At 72.7% G+C, this 13,134-nt stretch carries 11 protein-coding genes; all 11 read right to left on the bottom strand.

What is annotated here, in order from left to right:
• Positions 1 to 215: 215 nt before the first annotated feature.
• Positions 216 to 1,526, bottom strand: a complete 1,311-nt coding sequence (locus AB8Z36_RS15095) for a TrpB-like pyridoxal phosphate-dependent enzyme (RefSeq protein ID WP_369213803.1) — start codon at positions 1,524 to 1,526, stop codon at positions 216 to 218.
• Between the two features lie 76 nt (positions 1,527 to 1,602).
• The gene (locus AB8Z36_RS15090; protein WP_369213802.1) at positions 1,603 to 2,883 is read right to left on the bottom strand and encodes an MFS transporter; all 1,281 of its coding nucleotides are present in this window, start codon (positions 2,881 to 2,883) and stop codon (positions 1,603 to 1,605) included.
• A 4-nt stretch (positions 2,884 to 2,887) separates the two neighbouring features.
• A complete protein-coding gene (locus tag AB8Z36_RS15085; RefSeq protein WP_369213801.1) occupies positions 2,888 to 4,108 on the bottom strand; it encodes an ATP-grasp domain-containing protein in 1,221 nt (406 codons plus the stop codon).
• 37 nt (positions 4,109 to 4,145) lie between these two features.
• Entirely contained in the window at positions 4,146 to 4,928 is a 783-nt protein-coding gene (locus AB8Z36_RS15080) for a B3/B4 domain-containing protein (RefSeq protein ID WP_369213800.1), read from the bottom strand.
• Positions 4,929 to 5,143: 215 nt separating this feature from the next.
• Entirely contained in the window at positions 5,144 to 6,403 is a 1,260-nt protein-coding gene (locus tag AB8Z36_RS15075; RefSeq protein WP_369213799.1) for an MFS transporter, read from the bottom strand.
• Positions 6,403 to 7,692 (bottom strand): amidohydrolase family protein, encoded by a 1,290-nt coding sequence (locus AB8Z36_RS15070; protein WP_369213798.1) that lies wholly within the window; start codon positions 7,690 to 7,692, stop codon positions 6,403 to 6,405. The genes AB8Z36_RS15075 and AB8Z36_RS15070 overlap by 1 nt, the downstream gene beginning before the upstream one ends.
• Before the next feature lie 76 nt (positions 7,693 to 7,768).
• Entirely contained in the window at positions 7,769 to 8,431 is a 663-nt protein-coding gene (locus AB8Z36_RS15065; protein ID WP_369213797.1) for a hypothetical protein, read from the bottom strand.
• The gene (locus tag AB8Z36_RS15060) at positions 8,421 to 9,842 is read right to left on the bottom strand and encodes an AMP-binding protein (RefSeq protein WP_369213796.1); all 1,422 of its coding nucleotides are present in this window, start codon (positions 9,840 to 9,842) and stop codon (positions 8,421 to 8,423) included. Before AB8Z36_RS15060 ends, AB8Z36_RS15065 begins: the two co-directional genes overlap by 11 nt.
• A 233-nt stretch (positions 9,843 to 10,075) precedes the next feature.
• On the bottom strand, positions 10,076 to 10,786 hold the full coding sequence (locus AB8Z36_RS15055) for an SDR family NAD(P)-dependent oxidoreductase (RefSeq protein WP_369213795.1): 711 nt from the start codon (positions 10,784 to 10,786) through the stop codon (positions 10,076 to 10,078).
• 54 nt (positions 10,787 to 10,840) lie between these two features.
• Positions 10,841 to 11,440 carry an anthranilate synthase component II gene (locus AB8Z36_RS15050; RefSeq protein WP_369213794.1) on the bottom strand — a complete coding sequence of 200 codons (600 nt, stop codon included), beginning with the start codon at positions 11,438 to 11,440 and terminating at the stop codon, positions 10,841 to 10,843.
• Positions 11,437 to 12,999 carry an anthranilate synthase component I family protein gene (locus AB8Z36_RS15045; protein ID WP_369213793.1) on the bottom strand — a complete coding sequence of 521 codons (1,563 nt, stop codon included), beginning with the start codon at positions 12,997 to 12,999 and terminating at the stop codon, positions 11,437 to 11,439. The genes AB8Z36_RS15050 and AB8Z36_RS15045 overlap by 4 nt, the downstream gene beginning before the upstream one ends.
• Between the last annotated feature and the right edge of the window lie 135 nt (positions 13,000 to 13,134).

Here is a 13,134-nt window from a genome sequence, read left to right as displayed (position 1 = left end):
AGATGGGCCAGGCCGAAGCCGTGCACGGGCACGGCGTAGACGATGCCGTCGGCCCGCTTCATCTCCTCGACGATGCCGGGCATGTCGTCCCGCAGCCCGCACGGGACGGTCCGCACATTGCAGTTGCCGCACGGGCTGCACGGCGGGATGCCCCCAGAACTCATGATGTCCAGGGGCGGGGCCTCCGACGGCCCCGCCCCGCCCCCCACTGCGGCTCAGTCCTTGAGCTTGCCTGCGAAGTAGTCGATGTAGGCCTGCATGTCGAAGTGGCCGTGGCCGGAGAGCGAGAACACGATGCTCTTCGACTCGCCGGACTCCTTGCAGGCCAGCGCCTCGTCGATGGCGACGCGCACCGCGTGCGTCGACTCCGGCGCGGGCACGATGCCCTCGTGGCGGGCGAAGGTGACACCGGCCTCGAAGCACGCGGTCTGCGGTACGGCGCGTGCCTCCAGGTAGTCGAGGTCCTTGAGCGCGCTGATGATCGGCGACATGCCGTGGTAGCGGAGGCCGCCCGCGTGGATGCTCGGCGGCACGAAGTCGTGGCCGAGGGTGTGCATCTTGGTGAGCGGTGTCAGCCCGGCGGTGTCGCCGAAGTCGTAGTCCAGCCTGCCCTGGGTCAGCGTCGGGCAGGAGGCGGGCTCGACGGCGATGGCGCGGACCGGGCGCCCGCCGCGCAGCTGCTCGCCGAGGAAGGGCAGGGCGAGGCCGCCGAAGTTGGAGCCGCCGCCCGCGGCGCCGATCACGATGTCCGGGTAGTCCTCGGCCAGCTCCATCTGGAGCTGGGCCTCCTGTCCGATGATGGTCTGGTGCATCAGCACGTGGTTGAGCACCGAGCCGAGCGCGTACTTGGCGGTGCCGTTGCTGCTGACCGCCGCCTCCACCGCCTCGGAGATGGCGAGGCCGAGGCTGCCGGGCGAGTCCGGGTCGGCGGCGAGCGCGGCGCGCCCGGCCGCGGTGCGGTCGCTGGGGCTCGCGGTGACGCTCGCCCCGAACGTCTCCATCAGGCCCCGGCGGTAGGGCTTCTGCTGGTAGCTCACCTTGACCATGTAGACCTCGCAGACGAGGCCGAAGTACTGGCAGGCGAGCGAGAGGGAGCTGCCCCACTGGCCCGCGCCGGTCTCCGTGGTGAGCCGCTCCACCCCGGCGCGCTTGTTGTAGTACGCCTGCGGGATGGCCGTGTTGGGCTTGTGGCTGCCCGCCGGGCTCACGCCCTCGTTCTTGAAGTAGATGCGGGCCGGGGTGTCCAGCGCCTTCTCCAGGCGGCGGGCGCGGACCAGCGGGCTCGGGCGCCACTGCTTGTAGACGTCGAGCACGGCGCCGGGGATGTCCACGCTCGCGTCCGTGGAGAACTCCTGGGCTATCAGCTCCGCGGGGAACAGCGGCTCCAGGTCCGCCGGGGTGATCGGCTCGCGGGTGCCGGGGTGCAGCATCGGATCCAGCGGCTTGGGCAGGTCCGCGACCACGTTGTACCAGGTGGTGGGGATGCGGTCTTCGGGCAGCAGGAACTTCGTCTGGGTCTGGGACATGAACACTCTCTGTTCGGACTCGGTGCGGTGGAAATGCTTCCGTGTGCGGTGAAGGTGAACGTGGGGACTGAAGTGGCTAGTTGGCCGCTCGTGGCGCGCCGTGCGGCTCCGCGGGGGCGGCCGGGGGCTCCGGTACGGGTGCGGCCGGGGCGGCCGACGGCCTGACGCGCAGCAGCGCGAACACGGCCATGCCGAGCAGCGGGGCGGCGAGCAGGGTGAGGAAGACGGGCCCGTGACCGTGGGCCGTCCAGAGGACGCCCAGGCCGACCGGCACGACGAGCCGGGCGAGGCCGAGGACGAAGCCGTTGAGCGCCATGAAGCTGCCGACGCGGCGCTCGTTGACGTGGTCGGCGATGTACGTGGGCACGACGACGGAGACGATGATCTCGCCGAGTGTCCACACGACGGTGGAGAGCAGGATGGCGGGCAGCGAGAACGCGAAGGCGATCACGGCGAGGCCGAGCGACCACAGCAGCCCGGCGACGAGCAGCAGCGGCTTGGTGCCGTAGGCGCTGATGCGCTTCTCCATGAGGAGGCCGAGGCTGACCACGACGACGCTGTTGATGGTGTAGACGGCGCCGACCAGGCCCGCGGACTCGTCCAGGACCGTGGTGACCGCGAGCGGCAGCGCGTATTCGAGGCCGATCAGCGGGGCGACGTAGAAGAAGGAGACCAGGACGATCAGCAGGACGTGACCGTGGCCCAGGGAGGTCGCGCGGTCCTTGGCCCGGGGCCCGCCGGTGCGGGTGCGCCGGTCGTGCGGCACCCAGATCACGATCATCGCGGCACACGCGAGGCCGACGAGGATGTTGCCCGCGAACATGACGTGGTACGAGTAGGCCGCCGCGACGCCGCCGAGCAGCGGGCCGACACCCATGCCGAGGTTGTTGCCGACATAGCTGACGGTGTACGCGAAGGGCCGCTGCTCGGGCGTGGTGAGATCGGCGACCAGGGTGTTGGACGCCGGGCTGAACATCCCCATGCCGACCAGGGCGATGAACAGCAGCCCCGCGTACGTCCACGGCGGCCCGTCGAGGACGGCGAGGCCGAGATAGCCCGCCGCGTTCAGGAGCAGCGCCGTGAGCAGCGCGGTGCGCCTGCCGCGCAGATCGCAGAGCGGTCCGCTGAGCAGGCTGCCGACCAGCAGGCCCGTACTGCCGATCGAGATCAGCAGTCCGGCCTCGCCGGGGCTGAGGCCCTCGCCGCGCACCAGATAGACGGCGAGCAGCGGGAAGACGAACATGCCCGCGCGGTTGACGAAGGACGCGAGGAAGAGCACGCGCAGCGCGAGCGGCAGCTCCGCGAACCGGGTCAGCCACCTGGCTCGGCCCCCCTCTCCTCTCCGGAAACCCGTCATCCCGTCAGCTCTGTTCGGTCTCGACACGGAACGCGTCCCGTACGGTCTTGAAGCGGGCCCGGACGTCCTCGAAGTCGGTGCCCTCGCACACGTACCAGCCGAGGACGTCGTTGGACGCGGTCGGCGGGGCCAGCACATCGCCCACGCTCTTCCACACATCGGCGTCGAGGACCGTGTCGAGCGCGGTCAGCTCCTCGGGCGTGGTGATGGCGGTGATGCGCCCGTACTTGGGGGAGCCGAGGTACTCGGTGCCGATCTCCGGGCCGAGCCGGGCGGTGGGCCGGTGGTCCGGGTCGAGTTCGAGGCGGCACCACTCGCCCGCCAGGTTGATGCCGCGCCCCGCCTCGATGGCCGGGACGATCGAGCCGCCGCCCGCGCGTGCGCCCGCCTCGCCGAAGACGGGGTCGCCGCCGTCGTCGGGCAGGAAGAACTCCGCGTGCACCACACCGGTGGAGAGCCCGAAACCGCGCAGCACCACGGCGTTCAGATCGAGGATGCGCTGCTCGCGCCCGCTCAGGCCGTGCTTGCGGGAGATGGTGCCGCCCGGCTCGTCGAGGTACTCAAGGACGGAGTACGTGTACTGGGAGAGCTGCTCGAAGACCACCTCGCCGTTCTGGAACAGCGAGTCGACGTGGTACTCGGTGCCGCGGATGAACTCCTCGACCCGGTACTCGTGCCGGTCGTCGCCCATCGCCTCCCAGACCCGGTCCAGATCCTCGCGGCTGTCCACCCGGTAGGTGTCGCCGCAGGCCCAGCCCGCGTACGGCTTGATCACGACCGGGTAGCCCGCCTCCTCGGCGAACTCCGCGACCGCCGTCACCGTGTCGGGGCGGCAGGAGCGGGCCACCCGCACGCCCAGCTCCTCGGCCCTGCGGTGCATGACGTTCTTGTCGCGGAAGTTGAGCGCCTGGTCCGGGGTGAGACCCGGGATGCCGTGGTCGCGGCGGCTGCGGCTCGCGGGGAGCACATCGCCCTCGAAGAGCGGGAAGATCCGCTCGATGGCGTGCTCGGCGAGGATGCCGTCGACCGCGGCCCGTACGGCGGCCGTGTCGTCCAGATCGGCGTGGTAGCAGGGCAGCCCCTTGGTCTCGGGCGCCTCCCAGCCGGTCGGCAGCAGCACCACGCTCGCCACGCCGAGTTCGGCGGCGGCCTCGACGACACTGCGGAACTGTGCCGTGTAGCGGCCGGCGGCCGGGCGGTACACCACCAGGATCGAACGGCTCATGCGGATCTCCTCGTACGGGTCGGGTTCTGGTGCGGGCTCAGCGGACCGGTGCGGCCGAGGGGGCCCCGAACAGCTCCCCGAACAGCTCTCCGGACGGCGTGGACCGGTCGAGCACCAGCGGTCGCCCGACGCTCCCGGTGAGAGGGGTGAGCGCCTCCGTGAGGCGGCCGAGCGCCTCCTGGACGTCGTCCCGGCCGCCCTCGTGGGCGGATTCGACGGTGATCAGGAGCTTGTGCCGGCCGAGGCCGGTCTTGACCACGTCGCCCTGCCGCCAGTTCCACCGGCGCGAGTGCGCCCGGCCCCGCCCGTCGGCGTACACGACCTCGCCGGGCTCGGGGTGCTCCGGCGCGTCGGGGGCGCCGAGCGGCAGATAGGTCTCGTCGCCGTCGGCGAGCCGCACGGACAGTTCCCCCTCGATGTCCCCCACGTCGCAGGAGGCGACGGGCAGACCGCTGGCCAGCGACACCGCGTTGCACAGGTCGACCGCGGAGTTGATCCGCGGCAGCCGGTCCCCCTTGGCCACCCGGCGCAGCACCGACTCGGCGGCGCAGGGGAAGCGGTTGGGGTTCACCCCGACGGCCCGGTAGGCCTCGCGCCAGGCGGCGATGGCGGGCAGCGCGGAGACGTCGGCCTTGCTGAGCGCCCTGGCGTGCAGCGCGTCCTCGGCCGCGGTGAGCAGGCCGTCCACGGCGGCCGCGGCCCTGACGACCTCGATGTCCGGTACGGCGATCAGGCCGAGCACATAGCCGGGCACACGCTCGGTCAGCCGCGCGTCGACCGTGACGGTCAGGGTGTCCGTGCCGGGGGTGGTGCTGTCCATGGAGAGGGGTCCTTCTCGTCCGTCGGCCTCGGGCCCTGGTTCCTCGGGGCCCGGCGGCCGGGGGTCGTGGTGGCCGGGGGGTGTGTGTCGGTCCGTGATCCGGGGWCCGCTGATGACGCGTCCGACAGTAGGGAGACCGGGGGTGTCCGGCTGTGGCCAATTCCCGGCAATTCCGGGAGGCCACTTGGCGGCTGCCGGAGAACCGGTCCCGCCGGTCAGCCCCGCTTGCCCGCCGGTTCGGCGGCCGTCGCACCGGCCCCCGCGGCCGGTCCCGCGGCTGGTCCCGCGTCCTGCCCGGCATCCGGTCCGCGCTGTCCCACCCGTACGCCGATGACCGCCGTGACCAGGGCGAGGACCGCGAGGCCCGCGCCCAGCGGGCCCAGCAGGTCCACCTGGTCCGCGCCGCCGCCTGCGATCACCCGGCCGCCGATGAAGCCGCCGAGCGAGATCCCGGTGAAGGTGGCCGAGGAGTTCAGGGAGAGCAGCAGCGGCCCCGAGGCGGGCGCGACGGCGAAGAGCCGGTACTGCTGCGGGGGCTGGGTCATCATCGCGGTGACGCCCCAGGCCGCCATGGCGAGCGCGGCGGTCAGGGTCCGTTCGCGGGTCAGCGGCAGCGTGCCGAGGACCACGGCGAGCCCGGCGACCGACGCGAGCAGGACGGGGGTCGCGCCCCAGCGGTCGGTGGCCCGGCCGCCGAGGGCCGTGCCCACCACGGCGAGGACGCCGAAGACGAGAAGGAGCAGGGCGAGTTCACCGCCGTCGCCGCCGGTCACCGGGGCGAGGACGGCGCCGATGTAGGTGAGCGCCAGATAGCCGCCGGTCATGAAGAGCAGCGTGGTGAGCACCGTGAACAGGACCCTCGGGTCCCGCGCCGGGGCGAGGCGCGCGGCGAGGCCCGGCGCGGCGGGCAGTCTGACCTCGGGCAGGCCCCCGGCCACGGCGGCGGCGCACAGCACCCCGAGCCCGGCGAGCAGCCAGAAGGTGGACCGCCAGCCCAGGTCGGCGGCGAGCCAGGTGCCGAACGGCACGCCCGCGACCGTCGCGGCGGAGAGACCGCCGAGGACCACGGCCATGGCGCGCCCGCGCCGCTCGGGCGCCGAGAGCGCGGCGGCGGACGCCGAGGCGGCCGGGATGTAGAGGGCGGCGCCCGCGGCGGTGGCGACCCGGGCCGCGAGCAGCGCGCCGAGACCGGGCGCGAGCGCGGACGCGGCGTTGCCGAGGGCGAAGACGAGCAGCGAGATCACCAGGACGGTACGGCGTTCCAGGCGTCCGGTGAGGGCGCCGAGCACCGGCGCGAGGACGGCGTAGGTGAGCGCGAAGAGGGTGCTCACCCAGCCCGCGTCGGCGAGGGTCGCCGACAGGTCTCCGGCCACCTCGGGCAGGACTCCGGCCACCACGAAGGTGTCGGTGCCGATGGCGAAGGCTCCGACGGCGAGGACGGGCAGCACGGGCAGCGAGGGCTTCGTGCGGGGCATCACGCGGCTCCTTCAGCGACGGGGGAGAGGAAGGCGTCGGTGCCGCCCGCGACGGCGACGCCGCCGAGCAGCACCAGTTCGATGGCGCCGGGGCGGCTGAGCACGGTGATGTCCTCGGCGGGGTCGCCGTCGGTCACCACCAGGTCGGCGAGGCGGCCCGGCTGTACGGTCCCGGCCGTGTCGCCGCGGCCCGCGAGCCGGGCGCCGTTGGCGGTGGCCCAGGTCAGGACGGTGGGAGCGGGGATGCCCGCCATCGTCACGTACAGCTCAAGCTCCTTGGCGTAGGTGCCGTGCGGGGTCCAGGCGAAGCCGAAGTCGTCGCCCGCCACGACCGGGATGCCCATCTCCACCATGAGCGGCAGGATGCGCAGCGTGTTCTCCACCTCCGCCTCGAACTCCAGCGTCTCCAGGTACTCGGGGGTCTTGCCGTGCTCGGTGCCGGTGGTGAGCAGCATGTGCGGCTGGTAGAGGCTCGGCACGACGAAGATCCCGCGTTCGGCGATGGCGTCGAGTGCCGCGTCGTCGGCGTAGGTCGCGTGGTCGATGACGTCGACCCCGGCGGCGATGGCGTTGCGGATGCCACCGAGGCCGCGCGAGTGGGCCCGCACCTTGGCGCCGTGTTCGTGCGCCGTACGGGCGGCGATGACCAGTTCCTCCGCGGTGAAGAGGAGTTCGTGGGACCGGCCGTTGGGGAAGGTGTCGTCGCCGGAGGAGAAGACCTTCACGATCTCCGCGCCCTGGGCGATCTCCCCAGCGACGTACTCGGCCATCTCCTCGGGGGTGTCGGCGAGCCGCATCAGATCGGACGGGATGCGCTTCTTGACGTCGGGGTTACGGCGCTCGGGCGGCCCCGACACCATCAGGTCCCGGCTGCACGGGGTGATCCGGGGGCCGCGCAGCCGCCCGGAGTCGACCGCCCTGCGCAGGGCCATGTCGATGCCGGAGACCGAGCCCGCGCCGACGAAGCCGGTGTAGCCGAGGCCGAGGAGGTTGGTGGTGTTCGCCGCGGCGCCGAGGGTGACCTCGGGGATGGAGTACTTGAAGAGCATCTCGCGGCCGTCGAGGACGTCGAGGTAGGCGATGTGGGTGTGCCCGAGCGTCATGCCGGGCATGACGGTGCGGCCCGCCAGGTCCAGGACGTCGACGTCCGGCGCGTGGACGGGGGCCAGGCCCTCGGGCATGACCGCCTCGATGCGGTCGCCGTCGATGAGCACGCTGTGGTGCGGCAGGGAGGCCTTGCCGAGGCCCTCCTGCACGGTGGCACGGTGGAGCAGGGTCTTGCGGGACACGTCGGGAATCTCCAGTTCGGACGGGGTGGCGCGAAGGCGGGGCGTGCGCAGGCGTGGGGCGGGCGTACGCGGCCGGTCAGGCGGTGGCGGTGCGGGGCACCTCGGCCGCGTCCGCGTGCCCGAAGAGGGTCCAGAGGATCTCCGCGCCCGGCCGGGTGGCCACCCAGCGCAGGCCGTGGGCCCGTACCCCCGGGGCGTTGGTGACCGCGAGCCGGGCGCCGCCCGCCGCCGCGATCTCGGCGGCGTGCTGCGTGGACGCCGCGTCGACCCAGCGCACCTCGCGGTCGCGCAGCGCGGCGGGCACCACCTCGGCGTAGATGCGGCGGACCTCCCACATGGCGGCGACCGTGACGGGGCCCTCGCCGTCGGCGAGCGGTTCCGGGCTCGCGGGAGCGGCGATCCCGTACTCCGGGGTGGCCTGCGGGAAGAAGGCCTGGAGCCGCAGGTCGCGGTGCCAGTGGAAGCGGGTGAGTCCCTGGTAGGCGCTGGGGACGAGGGCGAAGTCGACCTCGCGGGCCACGACCCCGGCGAGCACCTCGTCGAAGGTGGCGAAGAGCTCGACGGAGAGACCGTGCTGCCGGGCGAGGAACCCGGCGACCAGCTGGCTCGACGTGCCGTCCGGGCCGAGAGTGCCGAGGACGGTGCCGGGCCGCGCGGCCCAGCGCCCGGTCAGCTCGCTCCAGCGTGCGGTGTACTCCTCGGCGAGAGGCCCGGGCAGGGCCACGGTGTCAGCGCTCATAGCCACGGTTCGCCGCCATCTTCCGGGCCACCTGGGACTCGTGGTCGGGCGTGCTGCGCCGGTCCACGATGCGGGCGGCCTTCCAGCTCACGAAGGCGCCGGTGCTGACGATGGGGTCGAGTCCGTCGCTGAGCTCGACGGTCACGGGCACCCCGAGCGCGTCGGCGGCCCGCGCCCGTACGGCGTCGGCGAGCGCGGCGGCGTCCTCGACGAGACCCTTGAGCAGTTCGAGCCGGACGGTCAGCCGGTCCTGTCCCGCGCCGTCGCGCTCGATCACCACCTGGTATCCGGCGGAGCCGGTGACCCCGGTCATGACGGCCGTCTCGATCTGCCCGGCGGTGAAGCGACGGCCGCCCAGTTCGAGGCGGTCCAGGGTGCGGCCGACGATGCGTACGAGATCGCCCGGCATCTCGCAGTCGCAGTCCGGCTCCTCGATCACCACGGCGTCCCCGGTGCGGTAGCGGACCAGCGGCTTCACGCCGTCGATCAGCATCGTCACGGTCAGCTCGCCGCTGCCGCGCGGGCCGTGGGACTCACCGGTCTCGGGGTCCACCACCTCGATGAGGTAGTTGGTCTGCGAGAGGTGCATGCGCTTGTTGCGGCAGGCCGTCGCCATGACGAAGGCCTCCTGCGATCCGTACAGGATGTTGTAGACGTCGGCGCCCCAGACCGTCTCCAGGTTGTGCGCGAGGGCCGGGGTGCACATCTCGCCGGTGACGAGCAGCAGCCTGACGGAGAAGTCGCGGCGCAGGTCGTAGCCGTAGTGCTCGGCGGCCTTGGCGAGGGTGAGGGCGACGCCGGGGGTGCAGCAGACGACTTCGAGCTCCAGGTCCTTCATGAGCTGGAGGGCCTTGGGGAAGCCGATGACCGGGGAGTAGGGCCAGATCTTGGCGTTGAGCGAGCCGACGTTGCGGGCGATGTCCCCGAGCGTGTCGCCGAAGGAGTGCACCTCGGTCGGGCCCATCAGGCCGATGCGGGGCGCGTGGTCGCCGAAGTGGTGCCGGAAGATGGACGACCAGGACTCGCTGATGTGGGCGTTGCTCGCGACGATCTCGCGCCCGTCGCGGGGGCAGGGGGTCGCCGCGCCGGTGGTGCCGGTGGTCTCGTAGAAGAAGAGGGCGTCGGTGAGCGGCCTGCTGAGGACGTCGAGCATCTCCTCGCGCAACTGGGCCTTGGTGGTGAAGGGCAGCGCCTCAAGGTTGCCGGGTGTGACCGAGCCGAGGTCGACGTCCTTCAGGAGCCGTGCGTAGAACGGCGAGCCGGTGCTGACCTGTTCGAGCACGGTACGGAGCTGGCGGGCGCGCCAGTCGTCGAGGTCGCCTCCGCTCAGCGTGCGGGCGTAGAAGGCCTGGTGGAGTGCGAGGTAGCGGGCGGTGAAGTCGGCCGCGGGGCCGTTCGTGGGCAGCCACATGGGCGAGGGGTCCTCTCGGAAGGAAGGAAGAGCGCGCGCGGGCCGGAAGACGGCGGCGTGCGGCCGCTCCGGGCGCGTGGACGCGCGTGAAGTCGTGGTGGTGGTGGCTGGGCGTGGCCGGGGTGCCGCTCCCGGCGGTGGTGCCGCCCGCGAAGCGGGGGTGATGTCGCGGGCGGGGCCGCTCTCGCGGGCCGGGTGCCGCCGCTACGGCAGGTGGTGCCGTGCCGCCCGCGTCAGTGCAGGCCGCCGTTGACGTCGAGCACGCTCCCGGTGACGTAACCGGCCGCGGGACCCGCGAGCCAGCACACGGCGGCGGCCACCTCGGCCGGGTCGCCGAACCGCCCCTGCGGGATGCGCGCGCGGTAGTCGGCCACCCGGTCGGCCGGGATACGGGCGGCCATCGGGGTGTCGATCAGACCGGGCGCGACGGCGTTGACGCGGATGCGGTGCGGGGCGAGCGACTGCCCGAGCCCGCGGGTCAGTGCGATCACGGCGCCCTTGGACGCGCCGTACGCCGCGTCGGGACTGCCACTCCGACCGCTGATGGAGGCGATGTTGACGACACTGCCGGGGCGCCCGGCGGCGATGAGGCGGCGGGTCAGCGACTGGGTGCAGAAGAAGGCGGCACCCGCGTTGACGTCGAAGACCCGGCGGTAGCTCGCCGCGTCGTAGTCCAGGAAGTCCCTGGCCTCATAGATCCCCGCGTTGTTGATGAGGACCCCGGGCAGTCCGTACCGGTCCTCGATCTCCTGGAACACCTCCTCGGCCGCTTGCGGCGCGCCGAGGTCGGCGGTGAGCGTCGCGTGCGCGGCCGGGCCGGCGTCGTCGGTGACGTCGACGGCGAGCACGCGGTGCCCGGTTCTCGTCAGTTCCGCCGTGATGGCGCGGCCGATGCCTCCCGCGGCACCGGTCACCACCGCCAACGGCTCCTTGTCGTGCTGCATTTCATCCCCCGAATTCATGCTCCGCCGCCCCCGTCCCCGTCTCGTGCCGCCCGGTCAGCGGGCGGGCACCGCGGGCGCCGGGCGCGCCTCGCGGGCCCCCGCCAGGAAGTTCTCGAAGAGCCGCAGACCGTCGTGGGTCGTCACGCTCTCCGGGTGGAACTGCACCCCTTCGACGGCGAGCGTCCGGTGCCGCAGCCCCATCACATAGCCGTCGTCGAGCGAGGTCGCGGTCACCACCAGCTCCTCCGGCGGCGCCGACACGATCAGTGAGTGGTACCGGGTGACGTCCAGCGGTGTCGCGGCGCCCGCGAACACCCCGCGTCCGTCGTGCTCGACGGGGCTCGTCTTGCCGTGCATCAGATGCTTGGCGACGGCGATCCCGGCCCCGTACGCCAGGCCGATCGCCTGGTGGCCCAGGCAGACCCCGAGCAGCGGCACCCTTCCGGCGAAGGCGTGCACCAGCTCGACGTGGCCGGAGTCGGCCGGATGCCCGGGGCCGGGGCCCAGGACCACGGCGTCGGGCGCCGAGCCGACCAGGTCGCCGACGGTACGGGTGCGGGAGCGCACCACCTCCGTCTCGGCCCCCAGCGTGCGGAGGTACTGGTCGATGATGTGGCTGAAGCTGTCGAACGCGTCGACCAGCAGGACCCTCACTTCAACAGCTCCTCTCCGGTCAGCGCCCAGTACGTGGCGCTCATCTTGGCCAGCGTCTCGCGCCACTCGGCGGCGGGCTCCGAGTCGGCGACCACCCCGGCCGACGCCTGCGTGCTGTAGTGCTCCCCGTCGTGGACGGCGGTCCTGATGCACAGCGCGAGCACCGTGAAACCGCGCACGTCGACCAGGCCGAGCGCCCCGGCGTAGATGCCCCTCGGGCTGTCCTCGATCTCGCTGATGATCTCCATGGCGCGCAGCTTCGGCGCCCCGGTCATGGTCCCTGCGGGGAACGTCGCGCAGATCGACGCCCACACGTCCGTGCCCTCCCGGACCCGGCCCGACACGGTCGAGACCAGGTGGTGGACGTAGGCGAAGGGCTCGACCTCCATCATCGAGTCCACGCTCAGGGTGCCGGGCACGCAGACCCGGCCGATGTCGTTGCGGCACAGGTCGACGAGCATCACGTGCTCGGCCTGCTCCTTGGCGCTCTCCCGCAGCCCGGCCACCAGACGGGCGTCCTCGGCCGGATCGGCGGCGCGCGGCGCGGTGCCCGCGATGGGCCGCATGGAGATGTCGCCGTCCTGGACGCGCACGAACAGCTCGGGGCTCGCCCCGATCACCGTCCGCCCCGCCCACGGCACCAGGTACATGTACGGCGACGGGTTGCGGTGCCGCAGCCGCTGGTACACCTGGAGCGGCGTCAGCTCCGTGCCGACGTCGATGCGGTGGCCGATCTGGATCTGGTAGCTGTCGCCCACGCCGATGTGGCCGAGGCACCGCTCGGCGCGCGCGAGGAACGTCTCCCGGTCCACGTTGTCCCGCACGAACAGGGGCGCGGGCGCCTCGGGCACCGGGGCGGCCACCGGGCCCTCGCCCGCCACCTCGGTCAGCGCCTCCCACAGCGGGCGTCCGGTGTCCGGCGGCAACTGCGTGCCGTGCGCGGTCAGATGGACGGCGTCACCGGTGCGCACGTCGTACCAGACCGTGTTGCGGAACAGGGTCAGCGTGCAGCGCGGCTGGTCCGCCGCCGGCTGCTCGGGCAGCTCCTCCATGAGCCAGGCCGCCTCGTACGACAGCGTGGTCAGGAAGCCGAACGCGAAGGTGCCGGTGGGGACCTCGGTGTCCAGCACGAAGGCGCCCTGGAGCGCGCGCAGCATGCGCCACACGTCCTCGGAACCGCGCGCCGCCCACTGCCGCAGGTCGCCGTGCTCGCTCCGCGCGGCACCGACGGCCCCGGTGAGGGCCGAGGCCAGCGCCACACCCAGCTCTCCGGCCGCCTCGAACTCGACCCGGTCGGCGTGGACGCGCAGCTCGGCGAGGCGCCCATAGCCCACGGCGGCGTAGTGCCTGTCCTGGTCGGGCCCGTCCAGGCTCTCGAAGAGATAGGCGTCGTCCTGCTCACGGGTACGGAGCAGGGCCTCGTACAGCCGGAGCGGATCGGTGGCGGGCAGCTCGGTGGAGATCACCCTGACCCGTACGCCCCCCGTGTGCGCGGGTTCCCCGGCCCGCCGCTCCAGATCCGGCACACCGCCGGATCCGGGCACGGTCAGTTCTGACAACAAAGACACAGCAGGAGCCTTTCTGGTCCGACGGACCATCGGGGCTCGGAGGATGCAGCGCACCGTTGCGCAGCGAGCAGTCGGACTGGATGCCGCATGTCCCGCATGACCGGCTCACACCGGTCCCCCCGTGCC

It is taken from the genome of Streptomyces flavofungini, assembly GCF_041028215.1.
Taxonomy (GTDB): Bacteria; Actinomycetota; Actinomycetes; order Streptomycetales; family Streptomycetaceae; genus Streptomyces; species Streptomyces flavofungini_B.
Note: the sequence above shows the minus strand (reverse complement) of the source record. Positions and strands in the feature narration are given on the sequence as shown.